The sequence below is a fragment of the Priestia sp. LL-8 genome (assembly GCF_036227845.1).
Lineage (GTDB): Bacteria > Bacillota > Bacilli > Bacillales > Bacillaceae_H > Priestia > Priestia zanthoxyli.
The window spans coordinates 5,009,096-5,028,725 of the sequence record NZ_JAZAQH010000001.1; the positions used below are offsets into that span (position 1 = coordinate 5,009,096).

Annotated in this window: 13 protein-coding genes; 6 read left to right on the top strand and 7 right to left on the bottom strand. The window is 37.8% G+C overall.

Features of this window, described 5'->3' with window-relative positions:
- Positions 1 to 28 precede the first annotated feature (28 nt).
- The gene (locus U9R83_RS26160) at positions 29 to 1,273 is read right to left on the bottom strand and encodes a glutamate-5-semialdehyde dehydrogenase (RefSeq protein ID WP_243550097.1); all 1,245 of its coding nucleotides are present in this window, start codon (positions 1,271 to 1,273) and stop codon (positions 29 to 31) included.
- Entirely contained in the window at positions 1,270 to 2,103 is an 834-nt protein-coding gene (gene proB / locus U9R83_RS26165; RefSeq protein WP_014457700.1) for a glutamate 5-kinase, read from the bottom strand. The genes U9R83_RS26160 and proB overlap by 4 nt, the downstream gene beginning before the upstream one ends.
- A 244-nt stretch (positions 2,104 to 2,347) precedes the next feature.
- On the opposite strand from proB, the gene cstA reads away from it, so the two are divergent.
- The 3 genes from cstA to U9R83_RS26180 all read left to right on the top strand — a co-directional run bounded on the left by cstA (position 2,348) and on the right by U9R83_RS26180 (position 6,168).
- A complete protein-coding gene (gene cstA, locus U9R83_RS26170; RefSeq protein ID WP_014457699.1) occupies positions 2,348 to 4,156 on the top strand; it encodes a carbon starvation protein CstA in 1,809 nt (602 codons plus the stop codon).
- A gap of 275 nt (positions 4,157 to 4,431) precedes the next feature.
- A complete protein-coding gene (katA, locus tag U9R83_RS26175) occupies positions 4,432 to 5,892 on the top strand; it encodes a catalase KatA (protein ID WP_243550099.1) in 1,461 nt (486 codons plus the stop codon).
- Positions 5,893 to 6,045: 153 nt separating this feature from the next.
- Positions 6,046 to 6,168, top strand: coding sequence for a hypothetical protein (locus U9R83_RS26180; RefSeq protein ID WP_258523629.1), 123 nt, complete (start codon positions 6,046 to 6,048; stop codon positions 6,166 to 6,168).
- A 50-nt stretch (positions 6,169 to 6,218) separates the two neighbouring features.
- On the opposite strand, the gene U9R83_RS26185 is transcribed toward U9R83_RS26180, so the two are convergent.
- Both U9R83_RS26185 and U9R83_RS26190 read right to left on the bottom strand, forming a co-directional pair.
- The gene (locus U9R83_RS26185; RefSeq protein ID WP_243550101.1) at positions 6,219 to 8,468 is read right to left on the bottom strand and encodes a histidine kinase dimerization/phospho-acceptor domain-containing protein; all 2,250 of its coding nucleotides are present in this window, start codon (positions 8,466 to 8,468) and stop codon (positions 6,219 to 6,221) included.
- Positions 8,446 to 9,135, bottom strand: coding sequence for a response regulator transcription factor (locus U9R83_RS26190; RefSeq protein ID WP_025752427.1), 690 nt, complete (start codon positions 9,133 to 9,135; stop codon positions 8,446 to 8,448). Before U9R83_RS26190 ends, U9R83_RS26185 begins: the two co-directional genes overlap by 23 nt.
- A gap of 250 nt (positions 9,136 to 9,385) precedes the next feature.
- Here U9R83_RS26190 and U9R83_RS26195 point away from each other — a divergent pair, with 250 nt between their 5' ends.
- Positions 9,386 to 10,837: an alpha-amylase gene (locus U9R83_RS26195; protein WP_243550103.1), complete on the top strand. Its 1,452-nt coding sequence runs from the start codon at positions 9,386 to 9,388 to the stop codon at positions 10,835 to 10,837.
- A 28-nt stretch (positions 10,838 to 10,865) separates the two neighbouring features.
- Here U9R83_RS26195 and U9R83_RS26200 read toward each other — a convergent pair whose 3' ends face one another.
- Positions 10,866 to 12,299, bottom strand: a complete 1,434-nt coding sequence (locus U9R83_RS26200; protein WP_014457694.1) for an anion permease — start codon at positions 12,297 to 12,299, stop codon at positions 10,866 to 10,868.
- A 278-nt stretch (positions 12,300 to 12,577) separates the two neighbouring features.
- Positions 12,578 to 13,777: a class I SAM-dependent rRNA methyltransferase gene (locus U9R83_RS26205; RefSeq protein WP_014457693.1), complete on the bottom strand. Its 1,200-nt coding sequence runs from the start codon at positions 13,775 to 13,777 to the stop codon at positions 12,578 to 12,580.
- A gap of 281 nt (positions 13,778 to 14,058) precedes the next feature.
- On the opposite strand from U9R83_RS26205, the gene U9R83_RS26210 reads away from it, so the two are divergent.
- Positions 14,059 to 15,957: a PhoX family protein gene (locus tag U9R83_RS26210; RefSeq protein ID WP_243550105.1), complete on the top strand. Its 1,899-nt coding sequence runs from the start codon at positions 14,059 to 14,061 to the stop codon at positions 15,955 to 15,957.
- A 167-nt stretch (positions 15,958 to 16,124) separates the two neighbouring features.
- Positions 16,125 to 16,520, top strand: a complete 396-nt coding sequence (locus U9R83_RS26215) for a (deoxy)nucleoside triphosphate pyrophosphohydrolase (RefSeq protein WP_209368100.1) — start codon at positions 16,125 to 16,127, stop codon at positions 16,518 to 16,520.
- 19 nt (positions 16,521 to 16,539) lie between these two features.
- On the opposite strand, the gene U9R83_RS26220 is transcribed toward U9R83_RS26215, so the two are convergent.
- Positions 16,540 to 19,344 carry a DEAD/DEAH box helicase gene (locus U9R83_RS26220; RefSeq protein ID WP_243550107.1) on the bottom strand — a complete coding sequence of 935 codons (2,805 nt, stop codon included), beginning with the start codon at positions 19,342 to 19,344 and terminating at the stop codon, positions 16,540 to 16,542.
- Between the last annotated feature and the right edge of the window lie 286 nt (positions 19,345 to 19,630).

Sequence of the window (19,630 nt, forward strand, 5' to 3'; positions counted from 1 at the left end):
GCCTGAGCATATATCTCAGGCTTCTTTTTTATCGAATTTGTCCATCTCCGTAAATAATATATTTTAATGTTGTTAATTCCTTTAATCCCATTGGTCCACGCGCATGAAGCTTTTGTGTACTAATTCCGATTTCTGCCCCGAAACCAAACTCTTCTCCGTCCGTAAACCTCGTTGAAGCATTCACATAAACAGCAGCTGAATTAACGCGCTGTAAAAAACGCTGAGCATGAGCATAATTTGTTGTTACAATCGCTTCAGAGTGATGTGAACTATGAACATTAATATGGGAAATCGCTTCATCGATATCATCTACGATTTTAACTGCCATGATGAAATCCAGATATTCTTTCTTCCAATCCTCATCCCCTGCTGGAACAAGGTCTGGAACGATCGTTAGCGCACGGTCATCACCGCGTACTTCTACATCTTTCTCTCGTAGCGCTTGAACAATAATCGGCAAAAATTCATGAGCCGCTCGTTCATGAATAATCAGCTTTTCGGCTGAGTTACACACCGCTGGACGAGATGTTTTTGCATTAATGACAATATTGGCCGCCATGTCACGGTCATATTCTTCATCAACATAAATGTGGCAGTTCCCGGTTCCTGTCTCAATAACAGGAACCGTTGCATTTTTTACCACTGCTTCAATTAAACCAGCACCACCTCGAGGAATTAATACATCGATATATTCATTTAGTTTCATTAACTCCAGTGCTGTTTCTCTCGACGTATCTTCAATAAGCTGTACGCTATGCTCAGGAAATCCTGCACTTGCCGCAGCTTGGGATAATACAGAAACAATAGCTTGATTCGAATAAAATGCCTCACTGCCTCCGCGCAAAATAACCGCATTTCCTGCTTTTAAGCATAAGCCTGCTGCATCACATGTAACGTTTGGACGCGCTTCATAAATAATTCCTATGACACCAATAGGTACACGCTGCTGCCCAATTTGTAAGCCATTTGGTCGTTTAGCCATAGACAGCACTTCTCCTACTGGATCTGCAAGCGCAGCTACTTGGCGCAGGCCGTCTGCCATTCCATGAATCCGCTCTTCATTTAAAGATAGGCGATCTAACATCGCTTTTGACGTGCCTTTTTGAACGGCTTTTTCTACGTCTAATTCATTTGCTTTTAAAATAGCTTCTTGTTGATCCAATAAAGCAGTGGCCATTTTATAAAGCGCCTGCTGTTTTTGTTCGCTCGTTACATTTCCTAAGAAATAAGAGGCTTCTTTTGCCTGCTTTCCTTTAAGCTGCAATTCACTCATTTCATTACTCCTTCAGCTTGTTTTAAGAATAACGTTCCAATTTCTTGGCCTTCAATAATATCTCGCAAAATACTTGGCTCTTTACCATTTGCTAAGATTAAGCTCACCCCTGCACTTGTAGCTGTTTTAGCAGCAGTAAGCTTTGTGACCATTCCGCCTGTTCCAACGTCAGTTCCACTATCTCCAGCAAAATTCTCAAGCTCCGGCGTGATGCCATCTATTACTTTCATTAATTTAGAGTTAGGGTTTTTTGTGGGATCTGAATCAAAGAAACCGTCAATATCAGATAAAATAACGAGTAAATCTGCGTGAATTAAAACTGAAACAATGGCGGATAAATTATCGTTATCTCCGAAACGCACGATGTTTTCAATTTCGTCGATTGCAACTGTATCGTTTTCATTCACAATAGGAATCACTTTGTCTTCAATTAATTTTTCAAACGTGTTCACAACGTTATTGCGCACATGTTCATCTTCGATTACATCTTTTGTTAACAGTACTTGACCAACAATGTGACTGTACTCACCAAAGAATTTACTGTAGATATGCATAAGCTCACACTGCCCGACAGAGGCTGCTGCTTGTTTTTCTCGAATAGAAGTTGGCTTTTCTTTTAACTTTAGTTTTTTTACTCCCACTTGAACGGCACCTGATGTAACAAGCACAACTTCTTTTCCTGCATTCATTAAATCAGATAACACACGCGCTAGTTTTTCAATGCGTGCTAAGTTAATATCTCCGTTATCATAGGTCAACGTAGATGTCCCTACTTTGACTACGATACGCTTGCTATTTTGTAACTCTTGACGATGGTTCACTCTTTTCATCTCCCTAACTAAAAACACCTAAATGCGTACTAATTTTTTTAAAAATTATAGCAGAGATTATGTGAAAAGTCTTATAGTTTTTCAAAGGGAATTTGAACTTTCTAATTTTTTAAATAATTAAGGGAAAAACTGGTGATAAAAGCGCTTTCTTCTTTTATAATGAAAGTTGTAAGGGGAACACACAATTACATAACGTTGTGTAGTAGTACAAACATCAGACAACTAAGGGATAGGGGGATTTGTAATGAATGCGGTTACGATTGTTATTGGATCTATCTGTATTTTAATGATTGCGTATCGGCTTTATGGAACATTCATGGCTGTTAAGGTCTTGAAACTAAACGATGCGCAAAAAACGCCGGCACATGAGCTTGAAGATGGAAAAGATTACGTGCCAACCAACCGATGGGTAACATTTGGTCATCACTTTGCAGCTATTGCAGCTGCGGGTCCGCTTGTTGGACCTATTTTAGCAGCTCAGTTTGGCTATTTGCCCGGACTGCTCTGGCTTTTAATCGGAGCTGTAATCGGAGGAGCCGTTCACGATGCAGTTGTGTTATTTGCATCTATGCGCCAAAAAGGCCAGTCGCTTTCAGAAGTGGCTAAAAAAGAACTAGGACCCGTCGCTGGTTTTTGTACAGGTTTAGCTATGCTTTTTATCATTACCATTACAATGGCCGGTTTATCTATGGTCGTGTTACACGCACTTGAGAAAAATCCTTGGGGTACATTCGCTGTTGGAATTACCATTCCGATCGCAATGGGGGTAGGTATTTACCACAAAAAAACAGGTAATTTAAAAGCGGCTTCTACCGTCGGCTTCATTTTAATTTTAATCGCCGTATTTAGCGGTCCTTATATTCAAGGAACAGCTTTAGGAGATTTTTTAACGCTAGATATTAAAACACTTTCAATTATTCTTCCCGTTTATGCATTTTTCGCAGCGGCCTTGCCCGTTTGGCTGCTTTTAGCACCTCGAGATTACTTAAGCAGCTTTATGAAAATTGGTGTCTTTATCGCGCTGATTGTAGGCGTGTTTTTCGTAAATCCAGCAATTCCATTTCCTGCAGTTACTGAATTTATTCACGGAGGCGGCCCTATTTTAGCAGGACCTGTGTGGCCGTTCATTTCTATTACGATCGCCTGCGGTGCTATTTCTGGCTTCCATGCATTTGTTGGTTCAGGAACAACCCCTAAGATGCTCGATCGTTGGAGTGACATTAAAGTTGTAGGCTTCGGCGCGATGTTAGTCGAATGCTTAGTAGGAATTATGGCATTAATTGCCGCAACTGCTTTACATCCTGGAGACTATTTTGCAATCAACTCTACACCTGAAGTGTTCAAAACGCTTGGCATGAACGTAACAGCTCTTCCTCAGCTTAGCCAAGAAATTGGCCTAAACTTAGAAGGCCGTACAGGCGGCGCTGTTACACTGGCTGTAGGAATGACGTATATTTTCACGGAAATTCCTTGGTTCAGCCACCTGTCTTCTTACTTTTTTCAATTCGTTATTATGTTTGAAGCAGTGTTTATTTTGACTGCTATCGACGCTGGTACACGCGTTTCCCGCTATTTAATTCAAGACTTTTTCGGTGAATTTTATAAGCCATTGAAGCGAGTAGACTGGCTTCCTGGGTCCATTTTTGCAAGTGCCCTAGCCTGTTTTATGTGGGGATACTTATTGTTCTCAGGAGATATCGGCTCAGTTTGGGCGCTGTTCGGCGTATCAAATCAGTTAATGGCATCTATTGGTTTAATTATTGGTGCAACCGTTATTCTTAGAATTGCAGATAAGCGCTCCTATATGCTTACTTGTCTTATTCCACTAGCCTACCTTTACGTAACGGTTAACTACGCGGGTTATTGGATGGTTAAGAATGTGTATTTAAATGAAGCTGCGGCAGGTTACAGCATATTAAATGCGACTCTTTCGATCATCATGCTTATACTCGGTCTCATTATTATGATTGCCGCGATTCAAAAATGGACGCAGCTTTGGCGCACGCCTCAGGCTGAACTAGCGGCGAAAGCAAACTTATCACAAAATATATAAAACGAACACGCTTGCTTATAGAAGCAAGCGTGTTTTTAACGTAGTAATAGCCGGTCAAAATAATTGCACACCAGGCATTTTTATTATTAAACTAAATATACTATACAGAAAATTTTTAAAATAGTTCGTACATTTCACATGCGTATCCTCCCACTGATTACATCTCAAAATACCCAAGTTAAATTATAATAATTATAAATTAGTATTGATTTTTTATTTAAAGATGTTATTATTATTTCTAACATAATAAAATTCAAATAAGAGGTGGTTCTAAGATGACAACAAACAAGAATAACCTAACGACTAGTTGGGGAGCTCCGGTTGGAGATAATCAAAATTCGATGACCGCTGGTTCACGCGGACCTACTTTAATTCAAGATGTTCATCTTTTAGAGAAATTAGCCCATTTTAACCGAGAGCGTGTTCCTGAACGCGTAGTGCACGCAAAAGGCGCCGGTGCCCACGGTTATTTTGAAGTGACAAACGATGTTTCAACCTATACAAAAGCAGCTTTCCTTTCTGAAGTAGGAAAACGAACACCTCTATTTGTTCGCTTTTCAACAGTAGCTGGTGAAAACGGCTCAGCAGATACTGTTCGCGACCCTCGCGGATTTGCTGTTAAATTTTATACAGAAGAAGGAAACTACGACTTAGTCGGAAATAATACACCTGTATTTTTCATCCGAGATGCGATTAAATTTCCTGACTTTATTCATACACAAAAACGCGATCCACGCACACATTTGAAAAACCCGACGGCCGTTTGGGATTTCTGGTCTTTATCTCCTGAATCTTTGCATCAAGTTTCTATTTTAATGTCTGATCGCGGTATCCCGGCAACGTTACGCCATATGCATGGATTTGGCAGCCACACATTTAAATGGGTTAATGCCGAAGGAGATGGCGTTTGGGTAAAATATCACTTTAAAACAGAGCAAGGCGTAAAAAATCTGTCTCCAGACGTAGCCGCAAAGCTAGCTGGTGAAAATCCAGATTATCATACTGAAGATTTATTTAATGCCATTGAAAAAGGCGATTTCCCTTCATGGAAGCTGTACGTTCAGATTATGCCATTAGAAGACGCTGATACGTATCGCTTTGATCCGTTTGACGTAACAAAGGTTTGGTCACAAAAAGACTATCCGTTAATTGAAGTAGGTCGCATGGTCTTGGACCGCAATCCAGAAAATTATTTTGCCGAAGTGGAGCAAGCTACGTTCTCACCTGGAACGCTTGTGCCGGGAATTGACGTATCACCTGATAAAATGCTGCAAGGTCGACTATTCGCATACAGTGATGCACATCGCTACCGCGTGGGTGCTAACCATCAAGCGCTACCGATTAACCGTCCGCGCAGCGAAGTAAATAACTATCAGCGTGACGGCCAAATGCGCTTTGACGATAACGGCGGCCGTTCTGTTTACTATGAGCCAAACAGCTTTGGCGGCCCAACAGAATCACAGGAAAACAAACAAGCAGCATACCCTGTTTCAGGCATTGCCGATAGTGTTGCATATGATCATAACGACCATTACACGCAAGCAGGTGACTTATACCGCCTTCTAAGCGAAGACGAGCGTACAAGACTAGTTGCAAACATCGTTGAAGCTATGAAGCCTGTAGAAAAAGAAGAGATTAAACTGCGTCAAATTCACCACTTCTACAAAGCAGATCCAGAGTATGGAACACGCGTTGCAGATGGTTTAGGATTGTCTGTTCCGCAGCAAGTAAAATAAATTTATCAGTTTTCTAAATGAAAAAATAAAGGTATTTTTCTCATTGTAGATTATCGTTTATTCTCAATTAGTTTAACATTTTATCACTAAATAAGTATCCATATTTTATGGATACTTATTTAAATTCTTGTAAAAAGAGGAAGGGATGAAGAAATGATTGAACAAGAAATAAGATGTAATCAGTGTGATAGAGAAATAAAAGTACTAAAGCACAGTACACTTTGCGGTTGCGGAATAAAATTACGAACGCTAAAAAAAGAGAAGCAACCAGCATAATGAGGTTGCTTCTCTTTTTTTACTAGATATGCTGCTTATATTCACTCACATTAAAGAGCAATCGTTACTTTAAATAAATCTCCGTCAATTTCAATATTCAGTTCTCCTCCGTGCAAATCAATAATTGACTTAGCAATAGCTAAACCAAGTCCAGAGCCATCGGTTTGTCTTGAAGTGTCTCCTCTTTTAAAACGTTCAAACAGCTCATCTGCCTGCTCATTTAGTTCATATTTACTTACATTTTTAAACGTTAGTTTCACTTGTTCGTCTATCTCTTGAACAGAAATATAGACGCGCGTTTGTTCAAGTGAATATTTCAATATGTTCTCTATCAAATTGTCAAATACTCTCCATAATTTTTGACCATCTACAATAGCAAATACAGGCTTTTCGAGAGATTGAATACGAAATTGCAGAGTTGAATCTTCAATTTCTTCATTATATTCAGCTAAAGACTGATGAAGCAGCTGGTGAATATCAATTTTGTCTTTATGCAATTCTACATTTCCACTTGCCATTTTTGACACTTCAAATAAATCATCAATAAGTGTCTGTAAACGTTTTGATTTACGGTCAATAATTTCAACGTAAGCATGTTGTTCGTCCGAAGTAAGATCTTGCGACTTTAGCAACGCTGTATATGTCATAATAGAAGTCAATGGTGTTCTTAAATCGTGACTGACGTTGGTAATTAACTCTGTTTTCAAGCGTTCACTTTTAACTTGAACATGCTGAGATGTTTGAATCTGCTGCTGGATATGATTTATGTTTAGCGCTGCTTGAGTCAAAGCTGATTTTCCTTTGATAGGTAACGGCTCTTTCCACTCGGCTGTGGCAATTTGATCAATGGAAATAATAATTTTATTTAAATAGTTAATTCGTAGCATAAGCAGTATTAAAGTAACCACTCCTACGATACTGCCTATAGCTAAGTACAATGATGCGAATTCTGTTGTAAAGCCTGAGGTGCTTGTCGCTAGGGTCATAACAGCAAACACGGCAAAAACTAAAAGCAGCACTACAACCATTATATGCATGCCAATATGTCTGATAATAAAAATAGATTGAAGAAAATAAATTACTTGATAAACACACGTTCTTTTATATTCTTCTTTTATATCATCTATTGTACGTATACGCTGAAACAGTAAAAATACTTGAAGTGCCCATAGCGAAATAGCTATAGATATTGCTATCATATAAAAGAAGAACGTAGCAACGTGCTTATATGATTCTAATAAAGAAGTTGGATAGCCGTTCAGAAATAGACTTAATGTAAAAAATGAGTATAAAAGAAAAACAATTATACAAATATCTAAAGGTATTTTTTTATAAACCCTCTGTACTGCGGTTCGTCTTGTTATTTCTTTTAAACGTCCGGTTATTGTTCTTTTATAAATAAAGTAAACTATTAACAGAGCTATTATTCCTGACAATGCATACACCAGAAATACTACATTTTGGTGATGGTAATAGTTATATTCATCAAATAAAGAACTACTGAAAGCTTCTTTTTCAGGAACAGCAATCATACCCGTAAACTTCTGCTTTAAATACTGGGTTGGAATCTCTGAGTCTGTATCACTGCTTAACAGTGAATTTTTATATTCATCCGGTTGAAACACAAGGGGTGATTGAGCTGAATAGGTATGTTTATACAACATATTTTTTTGTTTTACTAATTGATTAACGTCTTCCTTGCTTGCATTTTGGATGTTCGTATATATTTTTTGTGTGTTTCTATCTTTCAAATAATACATGATGTCTTTTTTATATTGAGATAATGGTTTTTGCCGATCAAAAGCTTCCTCATAAATTCTTGTTATTTCGAATTCTTTATTTTTTGTTATTTCTTCTCGAACAAATTGATCATCTTGAAACTTTTTTTGAATGTTTTTAATTTCTAGATCCTGCTGCTTTACATAGGCATCTTCAACGTTTTTGCTCTTTGCCTGCTTAGCGTCTTCTATTTTTTCTTCATATTTATCGTGCACGTTTTTTATTTGTTCTGTTAATGTTCCTTCCGTATATCGATACGACTCAATCTCTTCTTCTGTTATCTTATTTGCATTAACGGTATTCTTATCTTTTTGTGTCAATTCTAAAAGGTAGAGATCATTTGTAAAACGACTTATTTGTTTTTTGAAGTCTTCTGATTTTACATAGCTGCTTTTTTGTAAATAGTTTGTTTTTAATAGATTATGCACGTTACTAATTGAAGAAATAGTTGCTCCTAAACCAAATAAAAACAAGATAATCCCTATAGCTGAAATGACGCTACTTTTCCATTTTGTATCCAAGTCCCCACACAACCTTTACATACCTCGGATTTTTTGGTTCAATCTCAATTTTTTCTCTTATTTTTCTAATGTGTACCGCTACTGTATTTTCTGCGTTATAGCCTGGTTCATTCCATACGCGTTCATAAATATCATGTATGGAAAAAACTCTCCCTGCATTTTTCATTAATAACTCTACAATTTTATACTCAATGGGAGTCAGCTTAATGAATACCCCATCAAGAGTGACGGACTTAGCCTCAATATCAAGTACGAGACCTCGGATATCAATCGTCTTTGTTTCCTCATATGTACCTAATGTCACATATCTTCTTAACTGTGATTTAACTCTCGCTATCAGTTCTAATGGATTAAAAGGCTTTGTCACATAATCATCTGCTCCTACCTGCAGACCGAGCACTTTATCTGCATCTTCGCTTTTAGCGCTCAGCATAATAATCGGGATATTTTTTTGTTCTCGGATTTTAAACGTCGTTGAAATGCCGTCTTGCCTTGGCATCATAATATCAAGAATAATTAAGTGAACTTTTTCTTTATTTAGTATCTCTATGGCTTCGATTCCATCTTTGGCCGTAAAGACTTTAATACCTTCATTTTTTAAATAAATAGCAATGCCATTACGGATTTCTTGCTCATCGTCTACGACTAAAACCACATATTCGTTCATTGATTTCTCACACTCCTTTCAAAAGTATATCATGGGTCATTTCGTCTATGGGTTTTATTGTAAACTGCATTTCTTAAGAAAAAGGAAGGGGAAATCTTAAGATTTTCTTAAGCTGCATATGTTGAAAAAGGTTTAAAGAATAGGGATAACAGGAACGTTAAAAGAAAAAATATAATCAATTCCTCATTTGATTCTAAAGAACTATCCGTGAGCGATTATATCTTTTTATTTAAAAGGAGGATGATTTAACTTGGAACGGAATCATACAATTATGCAATTTTTCGAATGGCATGTGCCAGCTGATGGCGAGCATTGGCAACGCCTTAAAGAGCTCGCTCCTCAACTAAAAGAACAAGGAATTGATTCCGTGTGGATTCCCCCGGTTACAAAAGGTGTTTCATCAGAAGATAATGGCTACGGCGTTTACGACTTATACGATCTTGGCGAATTTGATCAAAAAGGAACCGTTCGTACAAAGTATGGAACCAAGCAAGAGCTGCATGAAGCGATTGATGCCTGTCATAATCATGGAATTAATGTCTATGTGGATATTGTAATGAACCATAAAGCTGCAGCAGATGAAAAAGAAACGTTCCACGTCATTGAAGTGGACCCCATGAACCGAACAGAAGAAATTTCTGAACCTTTTGAAATTGAAGGGTGGACAAAGTTTACATTTGAAGGGCGCGGCGATCAATATTCTTCTTTCAAATGGAACTTTAATCACTTTAACGGCACTGATTACGATGATAAAAATGGAAAAGAAGGCGTTTTTCGTATTGCGGGAGAAAACAAAAGCTGGAACGAAAATGTGGATCAAGAGTTTGGCAACTACGATTATTTAATGTTTGCGAATATTGATTACGATCATCCTGAAGTTCGAGAAGAAATGATCAAATGGGGAAAATGGTTAGCAGACACCCTGCAGTGCGACGGTTATCGATTAGACGCCATTAAACATATTAACCACGATTTTATTAAAGAGTTTGCCCACGAATTGTCCTCTTCTCAAGAAAAGCCCTTTTATTTTGTGGGAGAGTTTTGGAATCCAGAGTTAACAGCCTGTCAGGAATTTTTAGACGTGATTGATTATCAAATCGATTTGTTTGACGTATCGCTGCACTATAAACTGCATGAAGCCTCTCAGCAAGGAAGAGATTTTGATTTAACCAAAATTTTTGATGATACATTGGTTAAGACTCATCCGTTGAATGTTGTCACATTTGTAGATAACCATGACTCTCAGCCAAATGAATCTTTAGAATCTTGGGTAGAAGATTGGTTCAAACAAAGTGCTTACGCTCTAATTTTACTTCGTGAAGACGGCTATCCTTGTGTATTTTACGGAGACTATTTTGGGATAGGCGGAGAGCATCCAATTGAGGGAAAAGAAAAAGATATTTCTGCTCTCTTGCACGTACGCTATGACAAAGCATACGGACAGCAAGACGATTATTTTGATCACCCGAATACCATTGGATGGGTAAGGCATGGTGTAGAGGAATTTGAGAAGTCTGGATGCGCTGTGGTGATGTCAAACGGCGAAGATGGCGAAAAGAGAATGTTCGTCGGCGAACACCGAAGCGGACAAACGTGGATCGACTTCACAAATAACCGAGAAGACCAAATTGTGATTGAAGAAGACGGCTACGGACACTTCCCTGTAAATGGCGGCTCTGTATCCGTTTGGGCTGAAGCATAAAAAAACAGTGGCCTGCGCCACTGTTTTTTTACCATAGACCTAGCAGTTTCCACCACAAGCCGCCAATTCCAATCCAAATGATAATATGAATAATTGAAATTAAAAAGCCGAGCGACCACCATTTTTGCTGCGTTACATATCCACTACCGAAGAACACCGGTGCCGGTCCACTGCCGTAGTGAGTTAAACAGCCAAATAAATTGCTAAAGAACGCTAAAATTAATGCTGACAGTAACGGAGGCGCACCAGCGGCCACGATGACAGATAAAAATGCTGCGTACATAGCGCTGACGTGAGCCGTGTTACTTGCAAAAAAGTAGTGAGAATAAAAATACGCAATAGCTAGTACAATCAACGCCGTCATCCAAGACATATGACTAACAGTGCCTTTCATCAGATCACTGAACCAAGGAATCATGCCTAGATCATTTAAGAAGGTTGCCATCATAACCAAAACAGCAAACCAGACTAATGTATCCCATGCTCCCTGTTCTTTTTTGATGTCCGACCAGCTTAATACTTGCGTTAAAAGCAGCGTACATAGACCAATAAAAGCAGTTGTTGTTGCATTAATATTTAAGTTAGCTCCAAAAATCCACAGCACAAGAAGAAGTAAAAATACGCCAATCATGTACCATTCTTCTTTCTTTAGCGGACCCATCTCATTTAATTTTTTTACTGCAATTTCAGATGCTTCCGGCGTTTCTTTTAATTCTGGCGGATACAGCTTATAAATAACAAGCGGAATCACAATTAAACTGATAATTCCAGGTACAATTGCAGCCGCTGCCCATCCAACCCATGAAATAGTCTTTCCTGTAATTTGTTCCGTCATTTTAACAGCAAGAGGATTGGCCGCCATTGCTGTTACGAACATAGCCGATGTTATCATATCTCCTTGAAACGATACTTTTGTTAAGAAAGCACCCACTCTGCGCTCCGTACCGTCTCCAGTTCTCGATCCGTATGTTTCAGATAAAGAACGAATGATTGGAAGAATAATTCCTCCAGCTCGTGCTGTATTAGACGGCATTGCAGGTGATAAAAGCAAGTCACTTACAATCAGAGAATAAGATAATCCCAACGTCTTTTTACCAAACAAACGAACGAAGATATAAGCAACCCTTGTTCCTAGACCAGTCTTAATAAAACCTCTGGAAATAAAGAATGCAATAACGATCAACCAAATCGTCGTATTTTGAAAACCGCTGAGCGATTGTTCAAGTGTTAATGTATTAGTTAATACAATAATGGTTAAAGATAAAATAGCTACACTGCCTAATGGCAATGGTTTAATGATAAGACCTACGATAGTAGCCACAAAAATAGCGAATAAGTGCCAAGCCTTCACATCAAGTCCGGACGGAGGTGTAATAAACCATAAAACAAGTCCGATTGCCAGACAAATTAATAAAGGAATAAACTTCACTTCGCCGGCAGGCTTTTTAGTTGTTTCAGCCATAATCTTTCTCCTTTCATGTTTTTAAATAATAGTAGTAGTATGCTCCTTCCCCTTCGTACCCAATACTTGTCCCATTTAAAATAAAATAATTGTAAAAATACGTTTCGTAAGGATGATATTGTAAATTTGTGAAGTGGTGAGCATAATTCCTTTATTATTTTATCATACATATTGACAATATTTATCTTTCACCTTCATTTTATTCCCTTCAAAATATCTTGTAAGCGTTATTTCATCACAATAAATAAGCTGCATGAGTTCATCATGCAGCCTTGCATTTAACGATTTACTTTTTGAATAAACACGACTTTAAGATAATCACCTGACTTAAATTCTTTTATTGTTTTAAAATCAGCTGGAAGAGAGAACTGCTCCATCATTTTGTAACGTTCCCCTTTTTCGTTAAAAGCTTTTTCAATAAACGAATGAAATTTTTTCATATCAAAATTACTTGCATTCGTCGAAGCTACAATGACACCATTTGGCTTTGTAAGAGCAATGGCTTCTTTTAATAAATCTTTGTAGTCTTTTGCCGCGCTGAACGTATGCTTTTTCGATTTAGCAAAGCTCGGCGGATCTAGCACCACAAGATCGAATGTCATATTCTTCTTAACCGCATATTTAAAATACTTAAAAACATCTTCTACAATAATGTCCTGTGCTTCGTGATCAATTCCATTTACACTAAATTGCTCAATTGTTTTTGCTAAGCTGCGATTGGCTAAGTCGACACTTGTTGTTTTCGCAGCTCCTCCAAGAGCGGCCGCCACTGAAAATGCGCCTGTATACGAAAACATATTTAGCACGGTCTTTCCTTTTGCATATTTATCTCGAATCGTTTTACGAACGTCTCGCTGATCTAAAAAGACTCCCACCATCGCTCCGTCATTTAAGTAAACGGCAAAACGAATACCATTTTCTTTTACAATAAGAGGGAACTCACCTTTATCCCCTGCTACAAAATCATCTTCTTCAATATACTGCCCTTTTACGTTAAAACGTTTTTTCTGGTATAGCCCTTTAAAATTAGGCGCAGACTTTAAGGCTTCAATGACGTATTCTTTAAATCGATAAATTCCTTCACTATACCAACTCATGACGTAATATCCGTCATAATAATCAATAATTAAGCCGCCGATTCCGTCACCTTCACTATTAAATACGCGAAAAGCAGTTGTGTCTTCAGACGCATAAAAGTCATGACGTGATGAAATAGCTTGCTGAATTTTTCTAGCAAAAAACGCCGCGTCAATTTGCTCACTTTTCTTCTTCGTAAGAATCCATCCGTAGCCTTTGTTTTGTTTTCCATAATAGCCTTTGGCTAAAAATTGATTCTTTGGAGTGACTAAGTTAATAATAACGCCTTCTTCTTGCAGTTTATGACCATCAACAAGCGCATCTTTTTCAATGAGTGGATAACCCTTGTTCACTTTTTTAATAAAAGCTTCTTTGGCTATAACTTGTACTTCTTTTCTCATGTGTACACCCTATCTATTTAATTTAGTTCATTCTAGTTTTATCCATTTTATAAGAATAATCTACATTTATCTTAACATAGATAATCGTTGATGTTTCCAGTTAGAAAATAGAAAAGCAGCATGTGCCATAAAGCATCCTCGATTTCATATGTGGACGATCTTTTTACATAAATGTTCAATATTTTTAACAATGACTCAACAAATACAACACTTCTCTTTATATTTCCTCAACAATCCAATGATTTAATAGGTGTATGAATATGATTTGGAGGTTATCAACCATGAAAAAACGAGTATCTCTTGGACTATCTCTTACTCTCTTGGCTTCTAGCGCTGCTTCTGCTTTTGCAGCAGAGCATCATCCAGTTCAACATCCAAAACAAATCAAAAGCGTTGAGTTTCAACCAATGAAAGCACCTACGACGATTGAAAACATGGTTAAAACGTATACAGATGCATCTGTAAAAGTAACGTATAAAGATGGAAGTGTTGAAGAAACTCCTCTTAACTATAATCAACTCTTTCTTTCAAAAGATAAAATTGTCGACAATAAAGGCGAGTTAATTGCTGCAGGTACACCAATTGACGTAAACGGAGATCCAATTATTGACCGAAGCGTTCCTGATCAGCCATCACCATATGTATCAGATGCGCCGGATTCAAACAGCTTTATCACGATTAACGGGAAATCTTACATTGTGTCACACTATGAATATGACTCAGTTGATAATGCCGGAAATAAAGTATCAGGTCTCCCAGCTTCAATGACGCTAACGCAGGTTGATCGAGATGATAAAACTGGAAAACTGGCTGTCAATCATGCCAAGAAAATTGATTTTTCTAATGTAAATGGTTTATGGACACCATGTAATGGTTCTACAACCGATTGGGGTACTCACCTTGGTTCAGAAGAATACGAGCCTGATGCACGTGCTTTTGAAGACCCTTCATCCAGCTCGTATAAAGACGTTACGAACTTCGCTAAGCTTTATTTCGGCGACACGTCAAAAGCAAATCCATACTACTACGGCTGGATTCCAGAAATTTCAGTGGATGAAAGCGGCAATGCGTCCGTCGTAAAACATTACAGCACAGGTCGTTTTTCACACGAAATGATGCAGGTACTTCCAGATAACAAAACCGCTCTTTTTGGAGACGATGGGTCTAATACTATGATGTTTATGTATGTAGCAGATAAGGAAAAAGACTTCTCAGCAGGCACGCTTTATGCAGCAAAATTCAAACAAACGAGCACAGAAAATGGAGGTAAAGGCGACCTTCAGTGGATTAAGCTTGGCCATGCAACAGACAATGAAGTGAAAAAAATAATCGACAAAGGCACAAAATTTAGTGATATTTTTGAAACAGCTGACCAGCCTACAAAAGGATTTAAAGCTGTGAAAACCGCCGCAAGTAAAAAAGTTGAATATTTAAAAGTAAAGCCTGGCATGGAAAAAGCAGCTGCCTTCCTAGAATCACGTCGATATGGTGCAATTCTGGGTGCAACATCTGAATTTAATAAGATGGAAGGTCTAACAGTTAATAAAAAAGACAAAAAGGCGTACATGGCCATTTCTTATCAAAATAGTGCCATGGTAAAAGAACCTGGCCCTGTACAAGATGATATCCAGCTTCCAAAACTAGAGTCTGGTGTGACCTACCAGCTGAACTTAGGATCGCATCAAAAAGACCAAGCAAACGGCCACATTAACAGTCGCTACGTTCCTGCAAGCATGGAAGGGCTTCTGATTGGACAAGACCTAGAAAAAGCAGATGCATATGGTAATACAGCAGATCCAGATAAAATTGCCAACCCTGATAACCTTACGTATTCAAATGACTTAAATACACTGTTTATTGGAGAAGACAGCTCATTACACACAAACAATTTCGTATGGGCTTATAATGTAAAAACCAAAAAACTATCACGTATCCTTTCAGTTCCAGTAGGAGCAGAAGCAACGGGACTTCGTGCAGTAGAAAACATTGAAAACTCTCGCTATGTACTAAGCAACTATCAGCACCCAGGCGAGGACATCAGCGACAAAAATATTACCGCTGTTGATAAAGAAGAGCTGACTAAAGCGATGAAAGAAAGCATCGGCATTCAAGAAACAGGTGGTGTAGGATACATTTCTGGACTGCCTCCTAGGGACGGCGCTCCTTATAAAAAGAAATAAGCAGTGATGAAACCACGTCTGTTTTAGAGTGACAGACGTGGTTTTATCATGTTTATTTTATGTAGGACACGATACCCCACTATGATCGATGAACACAACACTTAGAATATAACCTGCTACTCTCCTATGTTATGATAAAGTAAAAAGCTACTTAAGGAGGATGACTAATGAAGAAAAAAGTAAAAGTCGTTGCCGCAGTAATCGAAAACGAAAAAAAAGAAGTACTTTGTGCCTTGCGCTCAAATGATATGTCACTGCCGAACTTATGGGAGTTTCCTGGTGGTAAAGTAGAAGAAGGCGAAGATATTTACTCTGCTTTAGTTAGAGAAATTGAAGAAGAGCTACATTGTAAAGTAAAAACGATTGATTTACATAATGAACACGTACACGAATACGAAACATTTATTATTGAACTTATTGCAATTAAAGCAGAAATTATAGAAGGTAATCCTCAACCAACCGAGCATGCAAAGCTGATTTGGCTAAACAAAGAAAATCTCTGTTCACTTGTTTGGGCTCCTGCAGATGTTTCAGCAGTTGAATTATTAGTAAAAGAAAAATAGTCTTCTCGCATTGAGAAGACTATACTTTTTCAGTAAACTCCGTATACAAAAGCTTTGGCACTTCATGTTCAAGCTCTAAAATAACCGTAATTGGCTTTTCACCATGATACTCGACCGTGTTTCCTTTTCCAATATAGATGAAAGGCTCCGTTTTACCGTCAATTTCACGGTATTTTCGTATAAATAAGTGTAGATGAATGCCTCTGTCTTTATTAAAAATAATATTCTTTCCTCGCTCAGACGTCTGTGCTGTACTGTTTGGTGTTTGCCAGTGGAACGTACGCTTATCAATGAACTTGTCCTGATAGTTAATACTTTCTTTAATATCTTCTTCCTTATGAAGATCAATAAATAAAAAGAACTCTTTTTCATTTACTAACAAGCCAGAACCACGGAATGAGCTATGCGTTTTACGATAGTTTGATAACAATGCGGGGTCCATCATGGTATATTGTTCATACAGTTTTAAATGTGGAACTCCATAATCTGCTTTTCCAAACTCTTTTTCATAGCGGAAAATTCCATAATCAATCGCGTCCTTAATGAACTGCTTAAACTGTGTATTACCCAGCAAATTTGTAAAGCGCTCTGTTTTTACCGCTTCTTCTCCAGTAAACTCAATTAGCTTGAGCTTTGAACGAAGTTGACCGCTGTCGTAGTAGTCTTGATTTAACACTTCAAATGCATGTTGTACTGAATCTTCTTCAACGTTATCTACATATTTTAAAACTTCTCGCTTCGCCTGAGACAATGAAATGTGATTGTGATTTAATAAGTATTTTAAAATAAAAAACTCGTAAACTCTCTTGATTGGCAGCTTGCTAGATAGCTCTTTTAGCGCACTTTCAAAGTCTTTATGCAATAAAAGTGATCTGAGCTGGTCGTCTTTTTCAGCCTTCGCTACAAACTGAAGATACGATTTTTCTTTATTAATAAACTTGATTGGATCTGGTGCTCCGTCAAATGTTAAATAATCCAACAAATAATAAGGAATTCTTCCTTGGTTTAGCTTTTTAAATTCATTGTATTCTTCTTTCAAATATTTCATGGAATTAAAGTTTTCATGATCAATTTGAGCTAAAATGCGATCGCGAGAAATCTCATCCATTTGAATATGCGTTGCCCCTGGAATACTTGGAAACCCTGTTGCGATGGCAACTTTTAAGCTTTCTTTATCGTAATAGCGGCTGCCGTTTAACGCGAGCGCAATTAAAAAGAGTTTGCTGTGGTTTCCTATAAAGTCGAGCACTGTTAAAAATGACTTACTCTCATGCTTACGCAAGCCGCGCCCTAGCTGCTGTATAAATACAATAGGAGAGTTCGTTGGGCGAAGCATTAACACCGAATTCACTGATGGAATGTCGACACCTTCATTAAAAATATCAACAGAAAAAATAACTTCTAGTTCATCGTCCTCGTTTTCTAAACGCTCAATATATGCTTGGCGATAAGAAATCGAGTGACCCCCATGTAAAACCTCACTGTTATAGCCTCGCTTATTGAACTCTTCTGCCATGTACTCTGCATGCTCAACGCTTGCGCAGAATCCGAGCGTTTTACGCTTTAGACCATCATGACCATAAAACTCCATTTTTTCAATAATAAAATCAACGCGCTCATTTACTTTTAAACGCTTGGTAACCTCTGTGATATCATCAATATCTACATCGCTTAAATCTACGCCTTCAATATCTGTGATACCAAAGTAATGAAACGGCACCACCAATTGATCTTCCAACGCTTCATGAAGTCTCACTTCAATTCCAACATTATTATCAAACAGATCAAATACGTTCATGCTGTCACTTCGCTCCGGTGTAGCTGTCATTCCTAACATAAAGACTGGGGTGAAATACTCTATTATCCTTTGATAAGATGGACTTGTTGCATGATGGGCTTCATCATAAATAATATAATCAAATTGGGCTCGATCGAACTCACTGTAATATTTCGTTAGTGTTTGAATCGTCGCAAATATGTAATCTGCCTCTTTATCCTTTGAATTCCCTGTCAAAAGACCAAAGGTCATCGATTCATTAATAAGCAGTGTTTCAAATGTTTCTTTTGCTTTTTTTAAAATCTCTTCTCTATGTACAACAAAAAGCAGCCTTTTGGGTTTAACTTTCTGAACGTCAAAAGCTGACATATACGTTTTCCCTGTACCCGTAGCTGCAATTACAAGTGCTTTTGTTTCACCAAAGCTACGCAAGCGTCTCAAGTTTTCCATCGCTCGCTGCTGCATTTTATTCGGGACAATATAGTTACTTCGTTCGAATACTTGCTGAGGCTTGTACGACGCTTCTTTTAACGTAGCTAAAAATTTCTCGTACTCCTTCAAAAACTCACTCGTCGCATCATCACTGATCTCCCACAAATACTCATATTCCTTTAGTACATCTTGAACAAAAGGAGACTCACCCTTTGACACAACTTCCACATTCCACTCAATATTGCTTTTTAAAGCGCTTTGCGTTATATTCGCGGAACCTATAATCACTTTATAATCATTTTCATACTCAAAAATATAAACCTTCGTATGAAACCCCTTCTCTTCGACTTCACTAAACACTTTAAGGTCAATATGATTAAAGGTCTTAATTTTCTCTAATGCCTTCACTTCTGTAAAATTCAGATAAGTGGATGTAATAATACGCCCTTCCACGCCACGACTAGCCGCTTCCTTCAAAGGATCTAAAAGAAGCTGAAGTCCGCTAAAATTAATAAAAGCCACGCTAAAATAAAAGCTTTTACAGTCTTTTAAAGACGTTACAAGTTCCTGCAAGAGACTGGTATTTTTTGAATTCACTAGTAATCGGTTATTCATTGACTCCACCTTTTTCCATTAAACTGTAGTTTTAGTTTAGATGTTTGGTTAGAAGGGATCAATAGGGTTGTTTAATTAAAAAAATGTTAAAGTTAGAATTAGAGGTCTTTTTTAATACTTTTTATTTATGGTATGGTTTTCCGTCAAAACAAAATGTCTCGTTCCCTTGCACTTTTCGTTCCATACCATTAAAGTATATATTGGTTGAAGTTTATACTAGCATTCAACCTTATAAAAGAAATTACACTTTTTAATTTTGGGAAGATGTTTTCCCTAAAAGAAAGGG